Origin of the sequence: Treponema lecithinolyticum ATCC 700332 (genome assembly GCA_000468055.1) — a bacterium.
Taxonomy (GTDB): Bacteria; Spirochaetota; Spirochaetia; order Treponematales; family Treponemataceae; genus Treponema_C; species Treponema_C lecithinolyticum.
The window spans coordinates 109,895-128,089 of sequence record KI260554.1; the positions used below are offsets into that span (position 1 = coordinate 109,895).

Here is an 18,195-nt window from a genome sequence, read left to right on the forward strand (position 1 = left end):
TCCTCATAAAAAAAGTATCGTTTACCTTACGGTACCGGATCGTATCCGCCGCTGCAGTACGGATTGCACCGCAAAATACGTTTTACCGTTAAAAACAAACCCTTAAAAACCCCGTGTTTTTTAAACGCTTCAAGCGCATAATTTGAACAAGTCGGATAAAACCTGCAGCACGGCGGAAAAAGGGGAGAAAGGCATACTTGATAACAGCGTATTAAAGCAATGAAAAAAAGTTTCGGTATTTTTTTCAGTATCGTTGTATTCATACAAATAAACCGGCTTTTTTGTATAAATCGCACAGCTGCGTATACCGCGAAGTAAAAGAATTTTTCCCCGGATACACCAGCAAAACCATATCGTATCCGCCGTTTAAGCGCGCTTTTATAATCCGGTATGCTTCGCGGCTAAAGCGTTTACATCGGTTTCGCTGTACGGCGTTTCCGTATCCTCTCGGAAGAGCAAATGCAATTCTGTTTATTGTTTTGCCGTTTAACAAAAAAAACAGCTTTGCCCCGTTTGTTCCGACCCTTGTTCCTTTTTTAAACAGATTTTGAATATCCGCATATTTTTTTATCCGTTCGCAGCGGGTAAAATTCCCGGTTTTAACCGGACTGTTTTTGTGTTCTATAAAATCAATAGGGCTTTTTTTCATCGGAAACGGAAAGCTTATAACGTCCTTTTGCTCTGCGCCGTTTAAGCACCAAGCGGCCTCCGCGTGTTTTCATCCGCGCACGAAAACCGAATTTTCTGTTTCTTTTAACTTTACTGGGTTGATATGTCCGTTTCATGGAACATTCTCCTTATATGTCAAGAACCGTGCAAAAGCAAGATTCCCAAGTATTGCACAACAGGTTTGTTAGAATAACATATCGATATACAATCGGTCAAGGGGTTTTACTTATATTTCCTTGCTTTTAAGATACGCTTCCCGCTGTTCAACCGTAATAGTACGCAGTCCGCTTTCTTTTTTTTGTTCTTTTCCCTTAAGCGTAAACGAAAACCCGTGTACCGAAAGCTCCGGAAATTCTTTTTTTAGCGAACGCAATATGCGCTGACGGTACAATCCGAAAAGCTGTATCCATCCGGGGTGGTCGGTTTCTATGTACAATAAATTGTTTTTTAAATCGACAATGCGGCTGTGTGCAGCAAGTTTTTCTCCGTCTCCGTTTATACTTTGTAAAACCTTTTTCCACCCGCGCTCTAAGTTTAGAGGTCCTTTGTCTGAAAAAGATAAAATATCGGTAAATAGCGTATCCAACAGTTCGGGTACCGTTTGTATATACAATTCGTTATGAGCTTTCACTTACGCACCCTTCTTTTACCGAATAAACGCGGGTTTCATTTTTCATATAGCGGCGGTACGGTTCTTCGGTTAAAAACGTACAAAACAATTGATCGTAAGGGGGGAGCATTCCGGTTACCGATTCGCGTTTGTTCGGATCAAGTTCTAAAAGAACGTCGTCCATAAGCAGTACCGGTTTTTTTCCGGTTACTTCGGTATAATGCACGGCTTGGCATACGCGTAACAGCAATGCGGCAAGCCGGCGCTGACCGGTAGATGCGCTCGGGATAAACGGTTGTTCAAAACGCATAAAACGTATTTTATCCCTGTGCGGACCGCTGAGCGTGGTTTTCATTATTTTATCGCTTTCACGTTTTTTTTGCAGTATATCTAAAACCTGTTCGTATTTTTTATCTTTCCATGCCGAATCGTACAGTAACGTTACACCGTTTATTCCCGTTATGCGTTCATACAAATCGGTAAAAATATGATTAAAACGGTACAGCGTTTCGTAGCGTTTTTTAACGATTTCTCGTCCGGTTTGAGCAAGCTCAATATCGTACACATCGAGCATATCAAAACGTTCTTCGCGCAAAACACTGTTGCGGCTTTTTAATATTTTTTTATATTTTCGCAATACGTCCACATACAAAACATCGTACATAGACAAAGATTGGTCTATAAAAAAACGCCGGCGTTCCGGTTCTCCTGCAGCAAAATCCAAGTCATCATGACAAAAAAGCACACAAGGAATGGTATCGATTAAATCTTTGCGATCGTTTACCGTTTTGCCGTTTTTTAGAATTTTTTTTTTGCTGCCGTCATACTGTACGGCTACCGTATCCGCTTTGCCGTTTTGGTCTCGGTAAAAACCGCGTACGCTGTAAGAATTTTCTTTTGTTTTAACAAGTTCAGCTTCAGTTCTTGTACGAAACGACGAAGCGTAAGAAACAACATACAAAGCTTCCAAAATATTGGTTTTGCCTTGTCCGTTGTCTCCTACAAAAAATACTTGCGGAGCAAGCAAATCTATAGTCGTATCCTGTAAGTTGCGGAAATGAACCGGCGATACCGATAAAAACGGCACGAATTTTACTCCGCTTGCATCGGCATAATAATGTGGAAAAAGTCTTGTGCCGGTTCAGGTCTCATTGTAATTGCTTTCATAGCTTCACTGAATTCAAAAGTTATGTATTCGGTGTCGATTACTTTCATCGGTTCTTCCACATATAAATAGTTTAACGCAATGGTTATATTTTCGCCTGCATAGCGGCACGGTACTTCTTCTTTTGCCGTTCCGATTTCCGACTCTTGAGCGGTTATGGAAAGCATACCGTCTGAAAGATCAAAATACACTCGCCGCGATTTTTGTTCAACAAGCAATCCTACACGCCGCAAAGCATCGAGTAAATCTTTTCTGTTTATTTGAAAATGCTTTGTTTGCGTTTCGGGAATTACGCGTTTATAATTCGGAAATTGTCCGTCTATTAAAACCGAAGCAAAACTGTAATTTCCGAATTTAAAATAAATCATTTTATTTACAACGGCAATTGAAAGATTTCCTTCGGACGGAAGGCGTTTAAGAATTATATTTAATACTTTCGGCGGAACAATTGAACTTTCAAAATCGTTTACACCGGCACACAAAGGTTTTGAAACATACGCAAGTCTTCTTCCGTCGGTAGCAACCATAATAAGATTTTCTTCTTGTTTTTCAAAGTAAATACCGTTCATAAAATAGCGTGTCTCATCATCGGAAACGGCAAAGATGGTTTGCGTAATCATATCTTTAAATTCGGCACAGGGAACGTCGAACCACAAATTGTTTTGTTCGGAAGCAAATTCGGGAAACTTATCGCTTGCCATACTTTTTAATTGAAAGCGTACTTTTTTTGTTATAGGCTTTATAACGATATTTATATCGCTTTGAGAAAACTCAACATCGCCTGAAGGAAGCGTATTTAATATGCTGATAAATTTATCGCAAAAAACGGTTGTTGTTCCTTCTTCTTCAACTTCAACCGGAATTTTAGTTTCAAAGTTAACTTTAATGTCAGTGGCCTTTATGGTAAGCGTATTTCGCTCTGCTATAAACAATACGTTCGAAAGTATTGAAAGCGCATTTTTTGTGGAAATGATTTCCTGAGCTATTCCTATTTCTTTTAATATGGCATCCCGGTCAAATGTGAATTTCATGATTCCTCCAAATTTATATATACATAAATATAAACAATAGTAATAATAAAGCTTGTGTAAATGTGGATACGCACGGTATTTTTATTTTATACAATAACTTAGACATTTAATAAATGGCATTTATTTGTACAAAGTTATCCACAAAATACAATTTTGCTTTATTTTTCCCCGTCTTTCCACAATATACTATCATATTTTCCACAGTTTGTGTATCTTATTTTTTATAATCTTTTACGGTTTTTATTAAATACTGTATTTTCGAATCGAGCTTTGAATCGGTAAGAATCGCTTCGCGGATTTTTTGGCATGAATGCATAACCGTCGTATGATCTTTTCCTCCGAATTCAATACCCAATTCCGTTGTTGAAAATTCGGTTATTTCTTGCGCTATATACATAGCTATTTGACGTGGAAGGGTTACGTTTTTTGTACGCTTTTTTCCTTTGATGTCGACAAGTGATATGTTAAAGTCGTCGGCGACAACACGCTGTATAACATCTATACTGATATTCGAAGGTTGAGACGATGAAAATTTATCGCGTAATTGTTGTTGAGCTATTTCTAAAGTTACTTTGCTTTCAACCAATTCGGCATAAGCTATAATTTTAGTTAAACAAGATTCCAAATCTCTGACATTGGTTTCCACATTTTGTGCTATTAAATCGATTACTTCTTGCGGAATAAGCGAAGTGATTTTTGAACAAGATTGATCGTGTATGTAAGCTAACTTTTTTTCCAAAATAGCGCGGCGCATTTCGTATTTGGGCGGCTGTAAATCCACGTTTAAACCGCGTTCAAAACGGGAGCGCAACCGCTCGGTTAGATTTTTTAATTCCGATATGGGCCGGTCGCAAGTAAACACAATTTGTTTATAAGAATTGTACAACGCGTCAAACGTATAAAATAATTCTTCTTGAGTGCTTTCTTTATTTTGTAAAAAGTGAATGTCGTCTATAAGCAAAACGTCCGCCGAGCGATATTTGTTTTTAAACTTTTGCGGCGTTTTGTCGTTTAACGATTGAATAAATTCGTTGGTAAAATTTTCAGCCGTTATGTAAATAACTTTTAAACCGCCGCTTTGGTAAACAGCGTTTCCTATAGCTTGTATTAAATGTGTTTTTCCCAAACCGACGCCGCCGTGAATAAGTACCGGGTTATATGCTCTTCCCGGATTTTTTGAAACGGCAACTGCGGCATTGTATGCAAACGAATTGTTTTCGCCCATAACAAAAGTGTCAAAGGTATAATCTTCGCGTAAATCGGTATGCTTTTTTTTTGCCGTGCTTTGTCCACTTTGTTCTCCTTGCGTATTTTGTACGTTTGGCGAGGATGCCGCGTTTTGACTAAAGCGTCCGTTTTCGTTTACTTTGTTTTTGCTTTGTTCCGCAGCCGGTTTTTGCCGCGCTGCAGGTTTTATCGTAAATTCAATATTTATTGATTTTCCCGACAGTTCGTATAATTTGTTTTGTACAGCTGCGGCATATCCTCGCGAAATAAAATTATCCTGCACAAATTTTGACGGCACTGCCAATACAACAACGGAGTCTTTAGAACCTGTGTATTCAAGAGAAGAAAACCACAAGTCGAATTCTTGCGAGCGTTTTTTTGCTTCAAATTCGTTTTGTATTTGTGTAATGCATTCTTGCCAAAATGCCGAATAATCCCAAGTAGACATAGCGCTCTATTATAGCCTGCCTTTACTTTTTTCGGCAATACGACTATAATTAAAATAACAGTTTTTATATGTATTTTTAAGGGTTTTTCATGAGCGCAAGCTATTCAGCGACAAATATTCAAGTTTTAAAAGGTTTGGAAGCAGTCCGCAAACGCCCCGGTATGTATATAGGTTCTACCGGACCGGACGGCTTACATCATTTGGTATATGAAGTTGTAGATAACTCCATAGATGAAGCGATGGCAGGACAGTGCGACCGCATTGTCGTTGTTTTGGAACCGGAAGATGTTGTCCGCGTTGAAGATAACGGACGCGGTATACCCGTAGATATTCACCCGACTGAAGGCATAAGTGCTTTGGAATTGGTTTTAACACGCCTTCATGCAGGCGGTAAATTCGACAAAGGTTCTTATAAAGTTTCAGGCGGTTTGCACGGTGTCGGTGTTTCCTGCGTGAACGCTTTGTCTACGTGGCTTGAAGCGTATGTCGAAAAAGACGGCAAAAAATACTATCAAAAATTTGCAATGGGAAAATCGCTTGCACCGGTAAAAGAAGTCGGAACAACCGACCGGCACGGAACAACCGTCCGCTGGAAAGCAGACCCTACCATTTTTACCGAAACGACAACATACGCTTTTGAAGTGCTTGCCATGCGGCTTCGCGAATTGGCTTTTTTAAATAGCGGCGTAACGATTGTGTTCCGCGACGAGCGCTTAAGCGTTCCGAAAGAAATCGTATATCAATTCGACGGCGGTATACGTCATTTTGTTTCATATTTAAATGAAGGAAAAAGTATTATTCCTGCAGAACCCGTATACATCAGCGGCGTTAAAGACGATGTTTCCATAGAAACCGCCGTTCAATATAACGACGGATATAACGAAAATATTTTATCTTTTGTAAACGACATAAACACAAAAGAGGGCGGAAGCCATTTGGAAGGGTTTAAATCCGCCGTTACAAAAGTAATGAACGAGTTTTTAAAAAACAATGCAAAGCTTTTAAAAAAACTCGACAAAGAAGAAAAATTAACCGGAGAAGATGTACGCGCCGGTCTTACCGCAGTACTGTCGGTAAAAGTTCCCGAACCTCAGTTTGAAGGACAAACAAAAACAAAATTGGGAAACACCGAAGTACGCGGCATGGTCGACTCTTTGGTAAACGAACAGTTAACTTTATTTTTTGAACAAAATCCGAAAACCGTAGATCTTATTTTGGAAAAATGCGTCGGAGAAGCGGCAGCCCGTATTGCAGCGCGTAAAGCAAAAGAAGCGACGCGGCGCAAAAGTTCTTTGGATAGTTTCGGATTGCCGGGAAAACTTGCCGACTGCTCTTTAAAAGATCCTGCAAAATGCGAAGTGTACATAGTTGAGGGAGATTCTGCCGGCGGTTCTGCAAAAAAAGGTCGCGACAGCAAAACGCAAGCGATACTTCCTTTGTGGGGCAAAATGCTTAACGTTGAGCGAACAAGATTGGATAAAGTTGTAAACAACGAAAAATTGCAGCCGGTTATCGCTTCTTTGGGAACGGGTATCGGTACAGACTTTAATATAGAAAAAATACGTTACCATAAAATCATCATTATGGCGGATGCCGACGTCGACGGTTCTCACATCCGTACATTGCTTTTAACATTCTTTTTCCGCTATATGCCCGAACTTATCGAAAAAGGATTTGTATACCTTGCCATGCCGCCTTTGTATAAAATTATGTTTAATAAAAAAGAGTGGTATGTATACGACGATGCCGAACGCGACAAAGTGTTTGCAGAAATCGGACGCGATTCTGAAAAAATCAGCGTGCAGCGGTACAAAGGTTTGGGTGAAATGGACGGAACACAGTTATGGGAAACAACTATGGATCCTGCAAGAAGAAAGATGATGAAAGTAACGCTTCCCGACGCGGTAGAAGCAGACCGTATTTTCAGTACGTTAATGGGCGAAGAAGTTGAACCGCGCAGGAAGTTTATAGAAGAAAACGCCGTTTACGCAAATTTGGATGTGTAGCCGGCTTGCCGGCGCTCTTTGGTGTGCCGGTAAAAAGCGTTTAAATAAATGACAGTTTAAGGAATAAAAATGGAAGAGCAACAAACACCGGAAGGCGGCGTTTTAATCGCCGTACCTATAGAAACGGAAATGAAGCGCGCTTATATCGATTATTCGATGTCGGTTATTGTAAGCCGTGCTTTACCCGATGTTCGCGACGGTTTAAAGCCCGTTCACCGGCGTATTTTGTATTCCATGGAAGAGCGCAACTTACGTCATTCCGGACCGACGCGCAAGTGTGCAAAAATAGTCGGTGATGTACTGGGAAGTTACCACCCGCACGGAGACGCTTCCGTGTACGACGCGCTTGTGCGCTTGGGGCAAGACTTTTCGCTGCGCTATCCGGTTATACATCCGCAAGGAAACTTCGGTACGATCGGCGGCGATCCTGCCGCTGCTTACCGTTATACCGAAGCGAAAATGGCAAAGATTGCCGAAACGATGGTTGAGGACATAAAAAAAGAAACCGTCGATTTTATTCCGAACTTTGATGAGTCCACCGTTGAACCGACCGTTTTGCCGGCAAAATTTCCTTTTTTGCTTGCCAACGGTTCGAGCGGAATCGCCGTCGGTATGGCGACAAATATGCCGCCGCACAATTTGCGTGAAATTGCCGCCGCCGTCGCAGCTTATATAGACAATCCGGATATAACGATAGATGAATTGTCTCAATATATAACCGGACCCGATTTTCCTACCGGCGGCGTTATATACGGCCGTAAAGGTATAAAACAAGCGTTTAAAACCGGTAAGGGCAGGGTAATCGTACGCGGTCGCTTTAACATCGAAACCGATAAAAAAGGCCGCGAAAGCATTGTATTTACCGAAGTTCCCTATCAAGTAAACACTACCGTATTGTGCAGCCGTATCGGCGAACTCGCCCGCGAAAAAGCAATCGACGGCATTGCTGCGGTAAACGATGAAACGTCTGACCGTGCAGGATTGCGCATTGTTATCGAATTAAAACGCGGCGCCATTGCAAAAGTTATATTAAACCAGCTTTTTTCCAAAACGGCTTTGCAATCTTCGTTTAGCGTAAACAATCTTGCGCTGGTAAAAGGGCGACCTGAAGTTTTAACTTTAAAATCGCTTGTCGGCTATTTTGTAGAACACCGCAACGAAGTGGTAACGAGGCGCATTCGATTCGATTTACGCAAAGCCGAAGAGCGAGCTCACATTTTGCGTGCTCTTATCGTTGCCATAGACAATATCGATGAAGTTATAAAAATTATACGTTCATCGCGCGATACGCAAACGGCAAAAGATGCGCTTTCCAAGCGTTTCGGTTTTGACGAGGTTCAATCGCAAGCGATTGTCGACATGCAGCTTAAACGCTTAACAAGTCTTGAAATCGAAACATTAAAAACCGAATTAAAAGAACTGGAACTTTTTATAGAAAAATGCAAAGATCTTCTCGCGCATCCGGAAAAAATTCTTCAGTTGGTAAAAACCGAAACGCTTGAACTTGCCGAAAAATTTGGAGATGAGCGGCGCACCGACATCGTTTCCGACGAAGTGGAAGAAATCAATATAGAAGATCTTATAAAAGAAGAAGATATGGTAATATTGATTTCGCGACTCGGTTATATAAAGAGTGTTCCCGTTACCGCATACAAAAATCAGGGAAAAGGCGGTAAAGGCTCGAACAGTGCCAAGCTGGTTGAGGATGATTACATAAAACAGCTTTTTGTTGCGTCGACGCACGACTATATTGTTTTTATTTCTACAGAGGGAAAAGCGTATTGGATAAAAGTGCACGAAATTCCGGAAGCGGGCAGAAACTCGCGAGGTGTGCATATAAAAAGCCTTTTGGCTATCGGCGGCAACGAAGAAATTGCTACGGTGGTATCGCTTCGTGAGTTCAGCGAAGAAAAACATTTGTTTATGGCTACTGCAAACGGTGTAATTAAAAAAGTTAAAACCAGTGATTTTAAAAACGCCAAAACGCGCGGTATTATTGCAATAAGCCTCGATGCCGGCGATAAAATCGTTTCGGCAATTCTTACCGAAGGAAACGACGATTTGGCGCTTGCTTCCCGACGGGGGAAAGTGCTGCGCATAACCGAAACATCGGTGCGTCCGATGGGGCGATCTTCACGCGGTGTTTCCGGCTTAAAGCTTGCTGTCGGCGACGAATTGACCGCAGCTGTACGCGTAGACGAACGTGCGCGTATGCTTTTGCTTACCGAATCCGGTTACGGTAAACGCGTGCAGTTTGACCAGTTTTCCGTGCATTCGCGCGGAACGCAGGGGCAAATCGGCTACAACATAACTGACAAAACAGGCGAAGTTGTCGGAGTTATTGCCGTCGCCGACAGCGACGAAGTAATGTGTATAACCAGTCAGGGAAAAACGTTAAAACTTGCGGCGTCCGCAATAAGTCAGCAGGGACGCGCAAGCCAAGGCGTATGTATCCTTAAAATCGATTCACCCGACTTTGTTATCGGTGTAGACCGCGTAGAAAAAGAAGAAGAGTAGAGATAAAGAACAGGTGTTCAAAATAAAACACCTGTTTGTTTTTCTAAAACACGGTCTATCAGTTCGGCTTTAATCCTTGGGCGCATCCTGAAAAAGTTTTTTCTTTTCCTTTTGAAACAAAAAAGGTAAAAATGCGCTATTCCGCATTTTCTTATACAGGATTTTATACCGTTACAACCCACACGCTCCAAACCGTCGCTTGTTTAAATGTGAGGTTGTATTCGCTTCCGTCTATAAGCAATTTTAAGGAAAAAGTTTTTGCAAGCGGAAATTCAATCCATATAAACGACTCTTCGGAAATTATACGCCGGATATTGGTTACATGTACGGGTGGGGGGAATATAAAACCTGTTGCGAGCGGGTTTGAACGGAACGAACTTGTAAAAACCTCGGCGCGGACTTCTTTGTTTTGCATAATTCGGACACTGTTTTTGCTTCCGGTTTGTAAGAAAGTTGTATTGAAATATCCGCCGTTCGTATTTACTTTTTTTATATTGGGTGGAATGTTTTGTTTTTTGTGTAAAAAGCGTCGCCTGAAATCTTTTTTCGGGACATTTGTTGTTACGGTATGATTTGCGGAATCAAGGGTGTATATTTTTTGAACGGACAGCATACAGCAGGAAAAACAAAAGAAGCCGGTTATTACACAAAGGCAAATAAAAAGAAAACGATCTTTCATAGCTATCTCCTAAAATGTTTCACGTGAAACATTTTAACGGCTGTGTGCAGATTCGGCCAGCAGCGGACTTTGTTTTTGCTGTGCTGCGCGGTGAGCTTCACTGTTTTGTTTGGAATATATGCAGCCGCAATAATCTTGGCGGTATAAACCGTATTCGGCAGAAATTTCTAGAGAGCGTTTATAACCGTTTTGTTTTTTAAAATCGGCATACAGATAGCGCGGGGCTGTGCGGTTCTGTTCAAATGGCGTGTTGGGTGGATTAGAGGTGTTGAGCGAGGCTTCGGGTGGGGTAGGAACGCCGGGCGACAAAGCGAGGGTGGCGCTTAATTCCTGTTCAAGTGCGGCTCCGATTGCATTGATTTTTTCGCTGTCTTTGTGCGGGCTGATCGAAAGCGTTGTCGTAAAATAATCGAAACCGTTTTCAAGCGCGTATAAAGCCGCTTTTTGCATGCGCAGCCGGTAACAGGCAAAGCAGCGCTCACCGCGCTCGGGTTCGCTTGCCCGTTCAGGGAACTCTTCGATATTGACGGCTGCAAAAAAATCTTTGATGTTGTAATCGGCACGGATAAGTTCGACTGCCGTATCCGGTATATCCGTTTGAAAAAGTTCGTCCGCACTTTCCGTTTTTTGTTGTTTAGCGCGGCGCCGGTTTAGAAAAAGGGCAAGTTCTTCCAGCCGACGAATGTATTCCGTTTGAGGATGGATATTTGGGTTGTAATAAAAAATTGTAATGTCAAAATAGTCGGCGAGGCGTTCCAACACAGCCGAAGAGCAAGGACCGCAGCACGCGTGGAGTAAAAGGCGCGGTTTTTTGTGTACAAAGTCGGGTGAACGTGCGATGTGCTCCAGTTCTAAAGTAAAAAGCGTGTCAAAGTTTTGTTTTGTTGCCACGGGTTTTTTATTCTCCGATTATTTTTACCAACACCCGTTTTTTGCGCTTGCCGTCGAATTCGCCGTAAAAAATCTGTTCCCACGGACCTAAGTGAAGCTTTCCTTCGGTTACGGCGACGACCACTTCGCGCCCCATAATTTGACGCTTCATGTGGGCGTCCGCGTTTGTTTCACCGACATTGTGCCGATAAGACGAAACCGGTTCGTGCGGTGCAAGCTTTTCAAGCCATACGTCAAAGTCGTGATGAAGACCGCTTTCGTCATCGTTTATAAAAACGCTTGCGGTAATGTGCATGGCGTTTGCCAAAACCAATCCTTCACGTATGCCGGATTCGGCAAGTAACTGTTCAACCGTCGGTGTAATATTGATAAATTCGCGTTCCTTTGAGGTATTAAACCACAGTTCTTTTGTAAAGCTTTTCATGCGCACAGTATACTGTGCAAAGGCGTAAAACAGCAAGAGACCTATCCGTACTTATCACATACATACAAAAACACTGTAAGGATGGTATAGCGCTTAGCAAAAAATCATCCGCCACCGATTACGACAAAACCTGTTAAGTTGTCATTTTACAAAATTGCAAAATATTTTCTTTAGCAGAATTTAAACGCAGGCATATGTGCGTAGTAAATCGATTTTTTGCTTTGCCGTTGCTTTTACATACTCCCTTGCCTGTCCCATTACAACCCTGAGCGGTGCGCTTTTTCCGTGTTCTTGAAAAGCGTTTAAAATACCGTCGTTGTATGCTTGCATTAAATCGGTTCCGATGTTGATTTTTGCAACACCCAGTTTACATAATCGGATTATATCTTCGTCGGGGGTGTTTGAACCGCCGTGTACAACGATCGGAATATCAAGCGTTTTTACCAATTCTTCCGCCAACGAAAAGTTTATGCTCGGTTTTGACGAATATACACCGTGTGCAGTTCCTATGGATACAGCTAAAGCGTCTACGCCGGTTTTTTGAATAAAAATCTTTGCTTGAGCAGGATCTGTAAATCCGGAAGTTCGAACGGAATCCGGTTCGGAAGCGTCAAAGATTGTTCCTAATTCGGCTTCAACGGAAACGCCTCTTTCATGAGCATAATCGACAACTTCTTTTGTTGTTTGTATATTTTTTTCAAAACTGTCTTCAGACAAATCTATCATTACGCCGGTAAAACCCGCTTCAATACATTTTTTTGCTTGCATAAAAGATCTTCCGTGGTCCAAACTTACGCACACGGGAACAGACGCTTTTAAGGCAGCCGTTTTTGAATTGGCTATCATAAAATCGGCGCCGGCATATTCCAAGTCTGCATGATACAACTGCGCTATAAGCGGCGAATTTTTTTCATCGGCAGCACAAACAACCGCTTGTATTGTTTCCATATTCGAAACATTAAAAGCCGGAACCGCATATCCGTGTTTTCGGGCGTGTTCAAGCATAGCGTTAAATGAAACCAAATTTCCCATAAAAACCTCCATAAAAATCAAGTTTTCTATAAAAACTATACCACCACATAGGCAATAATTCAAGTTAATTTTTTCTTTTTCGATAAAATTTTTATTGACATATCCCTATAATGCTGTATACTGTGTACATAACGGACGTGTTTTAGAGGATTTTATGGAAAAACACCTTTGCTGCGTAGATATGGGCGCAACAAATATTAAAATCGGTCTATATTCCTTTAACGGAAAACAAATTTTACTTGATAATAGTGTCGTTTTCGATAATAAGCCTGTTTATGTACACCCTTGTTTATATTGGAATTTTTTTTCTTTGTATGATTCCGTAGTAACCGGATTACAGAAATTTTCGCACATACACATGAGCCTATGTTCGATAGGAATTGATTCTTGGGGAGCAAGTTTCGGCTTTTTAAACAAAAAAGGACAATTAGCCGAACCATTGTTTCATTACCGCGATTTACGGACAAAAGATATTTTATCCTATATGGAACATATTTACAGCAAAAAAAATGTTTTTTACAAAACGGGATGTCAGCCGGCACGGACATACAGTTTACCCCAGTTGGTTTCGATTGTAAAAGCAAAAGATGATATAATCCAATACGCTTCCGAAATTTTATTTTTGCCCGATTTGGTTTCGTATTTTTTATGTGGAGCAAAAACAACGGAATTAAGTTTTGCGGGAACAACGGCGTTGCTCGATATTAAAAACGGCAAGTGGAGTACGGATGTTTTAAATAAATTCAAAATACCGCAAAATTTGCTGACAAAAATTGTCCGTGCGGGAACCGTAAAAGGAACGTTATTGCCGGCACTTGCCGACTATTATAATTTGGATTGCAATGTTCCGGTTGTTTCCGTATGTTCCCATGATACCGCTTCCGCCGTTACTTCCATTGCGAACTTTGACGAACAAAGCATTTATATCAGTTTTGGAACAAATATAAATATGGGTGTTGAAACCGACACGCCGTGCGTATCCGACGAAGCGTTTGACTTCGGCTTAAAAAACACAGGCGGGTTTGCCGCTAAAAACTTGCTGTACAAAGATTTTTCTGCCGGATGGTTTATTACAAAACTTCAAAAAGATATTGAAAAAACAACCGGGGCATTTTCTTTTGATAAAATTAACAGCAGCGTGCAAAAACTGCATAATAAAAATTATATAGATGTAGAAGATCAAAATTTGAACAACGATACGGCAGATATAAAATCAAAAATAAACGCGTATTTGCAAAAAACAAATCAGCCGAACACGTTGAACGATAACGCCGAATATATGAGTTGTATTTATGAAAGTATAGTTTTAAAAATAAAACAAACGGTAAACGCTTTTCAGCAATTGTTCAACAATAAATTTACTAAACTGTATTTAATAAGCGGTGGTTCAAACAATTCGTTATTAGCGCAATTAATATGCAATGCTACCGGAATGCCCGTATATGCCGGAAACCCGAATGCTTCGTCGCTGGGAAATGCGCTGGTGCAGTTGTATGCTTTAAAAGAACTCGGTTCCCTTTCGGACATAAGACAATTGAGTTCGGCTTCTTGCAAAATGAAAGAGTTATATCCGAATGCTTCCGAAAAAGAAAAATGGGATGAAAAACTTAAACTGTGTATGCAAAAAAATATTTTATAGTTGCCGAAAATAAAAAGACTAAAAAAACAGAAGGAGATTTTTTTATGGATACTTTAGCAATCAAAGAAATACTTGAGGTTTGTAAACGCTTGGATAGCAGAGGTTTGGTAAACGCCTACGAGGGGAATGTGTCGATTAAACGGGACGGGTATATATATATTACGCCTTCCGGACAAAACAAAGCATTTTTAACGGAAGAAAAAATAGTTGTTCTTGAAGAAACTACTATGAAACAAGTAAGCGGCGTCGGAAAGCCTTCTTCCGAATTGATTTTACACACTGGCTCGTATCAAGCCCGCCCCGATATTTGTGCGGTAGTTCATGCACACCCGACAATGCTTACCGCCTTTGCCTTGTGCGGAAAAAGCGTCGAAACAAAAGCCTACCCTGAAATGATAGGAAATTTTAAAATAATTCCCTGTGCTCCGTACGGACGCCCCGGTTGTAGTGAAATTTTTGATAAAGCGCGCGAATATATTTTAAAACATGATATTGTGCTGCTCGGTAACCACGGGGTTGTTGCCGTGGGTAAAACGGTTATGGACGCAATGAATAAAGTGGAAGCTGCCGAAGCTATAGCAAAAGTTTTGTACTATGCCGAACGGATGGGAACTCCTGTAAAAAATTTGGAAGATTCGGAAGTGCAAATGTTTTTAGACAAATAGAGCTTTATTTTCCTCGGTACGGGGAATAACATATCGGGTTTTGCCATAAGGAGGCTGAAATGAAAAAAAGGTTAAAGTTGATTGCATTTGCTGTGATTTTTTTTGCTCTTATAACGGGCTGCAGTAAAAAAGGAAAAGCTGACAACGCTATGATGAGTAGAGGGGAAAACAATGTAAGTATTTGGACATGGACACCGATACCCCGGACTATCAATAAAATGATCAGCGCATTTGAAAATGATAATACGCTCATTAAAATCTCGTATACGAATTATAATTACAACCCCGAATATTTGGCGGCTTTGGCAGCCGGCGCCGGGTCAAATACCTTAGGCGATATTTTAGGCTTACAGCCCGGTTCTTTAACACAGCAGTATAAGGATTATTTGATAGACTTAAGCTCTTATGCAAAAGCCGAGTGGGGCGAAAACTGGATGGAAAAGTTTTATAAAATAGACGCCGACCAAATCAAACTCGGAAATGCCGCCGGTGATGACAGTGTATACATTTTACCCGTTGAGTCTCAAATTATAAATATTATTTACAACAAAAAGATTTTTGACGAATTGGGCTTGTCCGTTCCTACTACGTGGCAGCAGTTAAAAGATGTGTCAAAAAAACTTACGCAAGGCGGCTATGCGCCTCTGTATTTCGGCGGTGCTGACGGATGGCAGCATGTCAACTTATTTTTAATGCTGGCATATCAGTACGGCGATTTTGTAACAAAGGCACAAAACGGAAGCGCAAAATGGACAGATCCTGTTTTCGAAAAAACAATGGAAGCATTTAAAGATATGTTTGATTCGGGAATTATCCAAGTAGGTGCGTTGTCGAATAACGCGTACCCGGACGGAGTAAATTTATTTACTGCCGGAAAAGTCGGCATGATGGCGCTCGGTTCGTGGTGGTGGCAAGAATATACCGCTCCGGAGCCTGTGGATAACGTAAAAAACTGGGTGTACGACAGCTTTTATCTTCCGCCTTATACGGACGGCGGTAAAGCTTCACCGCCTATCGGGGGAATGGACTTCGGTTACGGAATCAGTAAATCGTGCAAAAACCCCGAAGCTGCATGGAAAGTGTTGTCTTCTTTTATCGGCGGAAAAGCAAACCAAGAAGCGATCAACGATTTAAACAATCTTCCCGCGTTTAAGGGCATAGAGCCCCAGGGTGCAATACCTGCAAACTTGAAAACTCAAATAAATGCCTATGCTTCAAAACTGGACGTAGCGGTAAACCAGCGCATTGCTTCTCCGGAAATCGAAATTGCTTTACAAAATGCATGTCAGGGTGTTGCTTCCGGTCAGCTGACTATAAAAAAAGCACTGTCCGATTTGCAAGCGGCGCAGGATAAAGTGCTGCAATAAAAAATAAAACTTTGAGGCTGTCTTAAAATATCCTACCGTGTTTTTTACGGCAGCCTCAATTTTCTCTTGCGCTTTTTATTACACGGAGAAAGACTGTGAAAAAACCAGACCTTATAAAAACAACAATATCGTGTTATTTGTTTATAGTTCCGGCAGCCGTTTTTTTTATTGTTTTTATTGCGTATCCGGTATGCTTTATTATATATGGAAGTTTTTTCAGCTGGTCTTCTTTAGCCAATATGAAATTTATCGGTATCGGAAACTATATCGATTTATTTAAAGACGGTATTTTTTTTACGGCAGCGCGCAATGCCTTATATTGGATTTTAATTACCGTTTTTATACAAATGGTATTGGGTTTTTCTTTAGCATATATAATTGAAGAAAAATTGTTTTGTAATAAACCGTTTTTTAGAACGCTTTTTTTTATACCGGTTGTTACGTCTGTTGTTGCAATCGCGATAGTGTTTAAAAATATGTTTTCCCCGTATCAAGGTCTTATAACAAATGCTTTGTATAAAATAGGTTTTAAAGGTCCTTTTAATTGGCTGGGAGATTATAAAACCGCTATTTTTGCCGTAATAGGGGTAAATATTTGGGAATGGACGGGCTGGTCAATGCTGTTGTATGTTGCCGGTCTTTCTCAAATTTCTACGGATATACGAGAGGCGGTGGAAATAGACGGTGTAAGCGAAATAAAAAAAATATTTGTAATATACGTGCCGCTTTTAGCATCCGTTCATAAAACGCTTATTATGCTCGGAATTATCGGTTCGCTGCAAACCTTTGCCCTTGTATATACGATGACAAGCGGCGGGCCGAATTCCGCTTCGGAAATGCCCGGCACATATATATTTAAAGCCGGCTTTCGCATGCAAAAAATGGGATATGCGTCTGCCGTTTCCGTTGTAGTTCTTTTAACGGCGTTGTTATTAACCATACGGCAAGTGGTGTCTTTCGGTTCCGGTAATGTAAAAAGCAAGAGGAGCGCGGTATGACTTTAAAGGTGATGAAAAAAAGACAAATCATTTGGACGACCGTGCTTTTAATTATAGGTTTTTTATGGATGTGTCCGCTTATTTTTATGATAAGTATGTCGTTGCGAAAACCGGAAAAAGCTTTTGAGCCGGTTCTTTTTTTGCTTCCCCTTGTTTTACAAAATTTTAAATTGGTTTTTCGACAAAATAATTTATTGCCGAACTTTATTTCAAGTTTTATTATAACAAGCTTTTCGGTTTTTTTGGTTACTTTAACGGCGGCAATGGCTGCTTTCGGTTTAACGCGCAAACAAGTAGCCGGTAAAACAATTATTTATAATACGCTTATGCTTACGTTAATGGTTCCCATAAGCGCGTTGGTTATTCCGCTTACCCAAATAAACAGCGCTTTAGGCTGGATAAACACGTATCAAGGATTGATATTTCCGTATACGGCGCTGGGCATTCCTTTCGGCTTAGTTATTATAAAAGCGTTTTTAGAAAACGTGCCGTCCGACTTGGAAGATGCTGCCATTGTAGACGGCTGCGGGGTGTGGCGTTTGTTTTTTTTAGTTATACTTCCGGTTATCCGCTCCGGTTTAATTGTTGTTATGATTTGGCAGTTTTTAACCTCTTGGAACGAGTTTTTTTTAGCTTTGGTTACGATGAGCGAAGCCGCTATGAAAACCCTCACTTTAATTCCAATGCAGTACCAAGGATTTTATTTTAGTCAGCCGGGCGCGCTGTTTGCAATTCTTGTCGTTATCTGTACCCCGATGATTTTATTTTATATTGCAGTACAAAAATATTTTGTCCGCGGAATGCTTTCCGGAGCCATAAAAGGGTAG

General features: G+C 40.9%; 18 protein-coding genes. 7 read left to right on the forward strand and 11 right to left on the reverse strand.

Annotated features, from left to right (window positions below):
* Window positions 1–26: 26 nt before the first annotated feature.
* From yidD to dnaA, 7 genes are all read right to left on the reverse strand, one after another.
* On the reverse strand, window positions 27–263 hold the full coding sequence (gene yidD / locus HMPREF9193_RS01155; RefSeq protein ID WP_021686205.1) for a membrane protein insertion efficiency factor YidD: 237 nt from the start codon (window positions 261–263) through the stop codon (window positions 27–29).
* Entirely contained in the window at window positions 260–649 is a 390-nt protein-coding gene (gene rnpA, locus HMPREF9193_RS01160) for a ribonuclease P protein component (RefSeq protein WP_021686206.1), read from the reverse strand. Before rnpA ends, yidD begins: the two co-directional genes overlap by 4 nt.
* On the reverse strand, window positions 630–785 hold the full coding sequence (gene rpmH / locus HMPREF9193_RS01165; protein ID WP_021686207.1) for a 50S ribosomal protein L34: 156 nt from the start codon (window positions 783–785) through the stop codon (window positions 630–632). Before rpmH ends, rnpA begins: the two co-directional genes overlap by 20 nt.
* A gap of 110 nt (window positions 786–895) precedes the next feature.
* Window positions 896–1,300: a DciA family protein gene (locus HMPREF9193_RS01170; protein ID WP_021686208.1), complete on the reverse strand. Its 405-nt coding sequence runs from the start codon at window positions 1,298–1,300 to the stop codon at window positions 896–898.
* Window positions 1,287–2,366, reverse strand: coding sequence for a DNA replication/repair protein RecF (recF, locus tag HMPREF9193_RS01175; RefSeq protein WP_021686209.1), 1,080 nt, complete (start codon window positions 2,364–2,366; stop codon window positions 1,287–1,289). The genes HMPREF9193_RS01170 and recF overlap by 14 nt, the downstream gene beginning before the upstream one ends.
* Window positions 2,367–2,371: 5 nt before the next feature.
* Window positions 2,372–3,475 (reverse strand): DNA polymerase III subunit beta, encoded by a 1,104-nt coding sequence (dnaN, locus tag HMPREF9193_RS01180; protein WP_021686210.1) that lies wholly within the window; start codon window positions 3,473–3,475, stop codon window positions 2,372–2,374.
* 214 nt (window positions 3,476–3,689) lie between these two features.
* Window positions 3,690–5,150, reverse strand: coding sequence for a chromosomal replication initiator protein DnaA (gene dnaA, locus HMPREF9193_RS01185; RefSeq protein WP_021686211.1), 1,461 nt, complete (start codon window positions 5,148–5,150; stop codon window positions 3,690–3,692).
* 89 nt (window positions 5,151–5,239) lie between these two features.
* Between dnaA and gyrB the strand changes: the two genes are divergently transcribed.
* Window positions 5,240–7,156, forward strand: a complete 1,917-nt coding sequence (gene gyrB, locus HMPREF9193_RS01190) for a DNA topoisomerase (ATP-hydrolyzing) subunit B (RefSeq protein ID WP_021686212.1) — start codon at window positions 5,240–5,242, stop codon at window positions 7,154–7,156.
* Between the two features lie 69 nt (window positions 7,157–7,225).
* Complete coding sequence (gene gyrA / locus HMPREF9193_RS01195; protein WP_021686213.1) at window positions 7,226–9,673, forward strand: DNA topoisomerase (ATP-hydrolyzing) subunit A; 2,448 nt, start codon at window positions 7,226–7,228, stop codon at window positions 9,671–9,673.
* Between the two features lie 163 nt (window positions 9,674–9,836).
* On the opposite strand, the gene HMPREF9193_RS11120 is transcribed toward gyrA, so the two are convergent.
* The 4 genes from HMPREF9193_RS11120 to HMPREF9193_RS01215 form a co-directional block, all read right to left on the reverse strand.
* Complete coding sequence (locus HMPREF9193_RS11120; RefSeq protein ID WP_156882431.1) at window positions 9,837–10,088, reverse strand: hypothetical protein; 252 nt, start codon at window positions 10,086–10,088, stop codon at window positions 9,837–9,839.
* 297 nt (window positions 10,089–10,385) lie between these two features.
* The gene (locus tag HMPREF9193_RS01205; RefSeq protein WP_040847195.1) at window positions 10,386–11,243 is read right to left on the reverse strand and encodes an epoxyqueuosine reductase QueH; all 858 of its coding nucleotides are present in this window, start codon (window positions 11,241–11,243) and stop codon (window positions 10,386–10,388) included.
* Between the two features lie 7 nt (window positions 11,244–11,250).
* Window positions 11,251–11,667: a secondary thiamine-phosphate synthase enzyme YjbQ gene (locus HMPREF9193_RS01210; RefSeq protein ID WP_021686217.1), complete on the reverse strand. Its 417-nt coding sequence runs from the start codon at window positions 11,665–11,667 to the stop codon at window positions 11,251–11,253.
* 180 nt (window positions 11,668–11,847) lie between these two features.
* Window positions 11,848–12,699 carry a class II fructose-bisphosphate aldolase gene (locus tag HMPREF9193_RS01215; protein ID WP_040847197.1) on the reverse strand — a complete coding sequence of 284 codons (852 nt, stop codon included), beginning with the start codon at window positions 12,697–12,699 and terminating at the stop codon, window positions 11,848–11,850.
* A gap of 154 nt (window positions 12,700–12,853) precedes the next feature.
* Between HMPREF9193_RS01215 and HMPREF9193_RS01220 the strand changes: the two genes are divergently transcribed.
* From HMPREF9193_RS01220 to HMPREF9193_RS01240, 5 genes are all read left to right on the forward strand, one after another.
* Window positions 12,854–14,338 carry a rhamnulokinase gene (locus HMPREF9193_RS01220; protein ID WP_021686219.1) on the forward strand — a complete coding sequence of 495 codons (1,485 nt, stop codon included), beginning with the start codon at window positions 12,854–12,856 and terminating at the stop codon, window positions 14,336–14,338.
* Window positions 14,339–14,382: 44 nt separating this feature from the next.
* Window positions 14,383–15,003 (forward strand): class II aldolase/adducin family protein, encoded by a 621-nt coding sequence (locus tag HMPREF9193_RS01225; RefSeq protein ID WP_040847280.1) that lies wholly within the window; start codon window positions 14,383–14,385, stop codon window positions 15,001–15,003.
* A gap of 59 nt (window positions 15,004–15,062) precedes the next feature.
* Window positions 15,063–16,370 (forward strand): ABC transporter substrate-binding protein, encoded by a 1,308-nt coding sequence (locus tag HMPREF9193_RS01230; protein ID WP_021686221.1) that lies wholly within the window; start codon window positions 15,063–15,065, stop codon window positions 16,368–16,370.
* Between the two features lie 95 nt (window positions 16,371–16,465).
* On the forward strand, window positions 16,466–17,368 hold the full coding sequence (locus HMPREF9193_RS01235; RefSeq protein ID WP_051305961.1) for a carbohydrate ABC transporter permease: 903 nt from the start codon (window positions 16,466–16,468) through the stop codon (window positions 17,366–17,368).
* Window positions 17,365–18,195 carry a carbohydrate ABC transporter permease gene (locus HMPREF9193_RS01240; protein ID WP_021686223.1) on the forward strand — a complete coding sequence of 277 codons (831 nt, stop codon included), beginning with the start codon at window positions 17,365–17,367 and terminating at the stop codon, window positions 18,193–18,195. Before HMPREF9193_RS01235 ends, HMPREF9193_RS01240 begins: the two co-directional genes overlap by 4 nt.

What these genes read in the sequence shown, in the direction of transcription:
- rpmH (WP_021686207.1), bottom strand. Translation starts at nt 785, where the DNA reads ATGAAACGGACATATCAACCCAGTAAAGTTAAAAGAAACAGAAAATTC.
- HMPREF9193_RS01210 (WP_021686217.1), bottom strand. Translation starts at nt 11,667, where the DNA reads ATGAAAAGCTTTACAAAAGAACTGTGGTTTAATACCTCAAAGGAACGC.
- dnaN (WP_021686210.1), bottom strand. Translation starts at nt 3,475, where the DNA reads ATGAAATTCACATTTGACCGGGATGCCATATTAAAAGAAATAGGAATA.
- HMPREF9193_RS01230 (WP_021686221.1), top strand. Translation starts at nt 15,063, where the DNA reads ATGAAAAAAAGGTTAAAGTTGATTGCATTTGCTGTGATTTTTTTTGCT.
- rnpA (WP_021686206.1), bottom strand. Translation starts at nt 649, where the DNA reads ATGAAAAAAAGCCCTATTGATTTTATAGAACACAAAAACAGTCCGGTT.
- HMPREF9193_RS01240 (WP_021686223.1), top strand. Translation starts at nt 17,365, where the DNA reads ATGACTTTAAAGGTGATGAAAAAAAGACAAATCATTTGGACGACCGTG.
- yidD (WP_021686205.1), bottom strand. Translation starts at nt 263, where the DNA reads ATGAATACAACGATACTGAAAAAAATACCGAAACTTTTTTTCATTGCT.
- HMPREF9193_RS01220 (WP_021686219.1), top strand. Translation starts at nt 12,854, where the DNA reads ATGGAAAAACACCTTTGCTGCGTAGATATGGGCGCAACAAATATTAAA.
- dnaA (WP_021686211.1), bottom strand. Translation starts at nt 5,150, where the DNA reads ATGTCTACTTGGGATTATTCGGCATTTTGGCAAGAATGCATTACACAA.
- HMPREF9193_RS11120 (WP_156882431.1), bottom strand. Translation starts at nt 10,088, where the DNA reads ATGCAAAACAAAGAAGTCCGCGCCGAGGTTTTTACAAGTTCGTTCCGT.
- gyrA (WP_021686213.1), top strand. Translation starts at nt 7,226, where the DNA reads ATGGAAGAGCAACAAACACCGGAAGGCGGCGTTTTAATCGCCGTACCT.
- HMPREF9193_RS01225 (WP_040847280.1), top strand. Translation starts at nt 14,383, where the DNA reads ATGGATACTTTAGCAATCAAAGAAATACTTGAGGTTTGTAAACGCTTG.
- HMPREF9193_RS01215 (WP_040847197.1), bottom strand. Translation starts at nt 12,699, where the DNA reads ATGGGAAATTTGGTTTCATTTAACGCTATGCTTGAACACGCCCGAAAA.
- gyrB (WP_021686212.1), top strand. Translation starts at nt 5,240, where the DNA reads ATGAGCGCAAGCTATTCAGCGACAAATATTCAAGTTTTAAAAGGTTTG.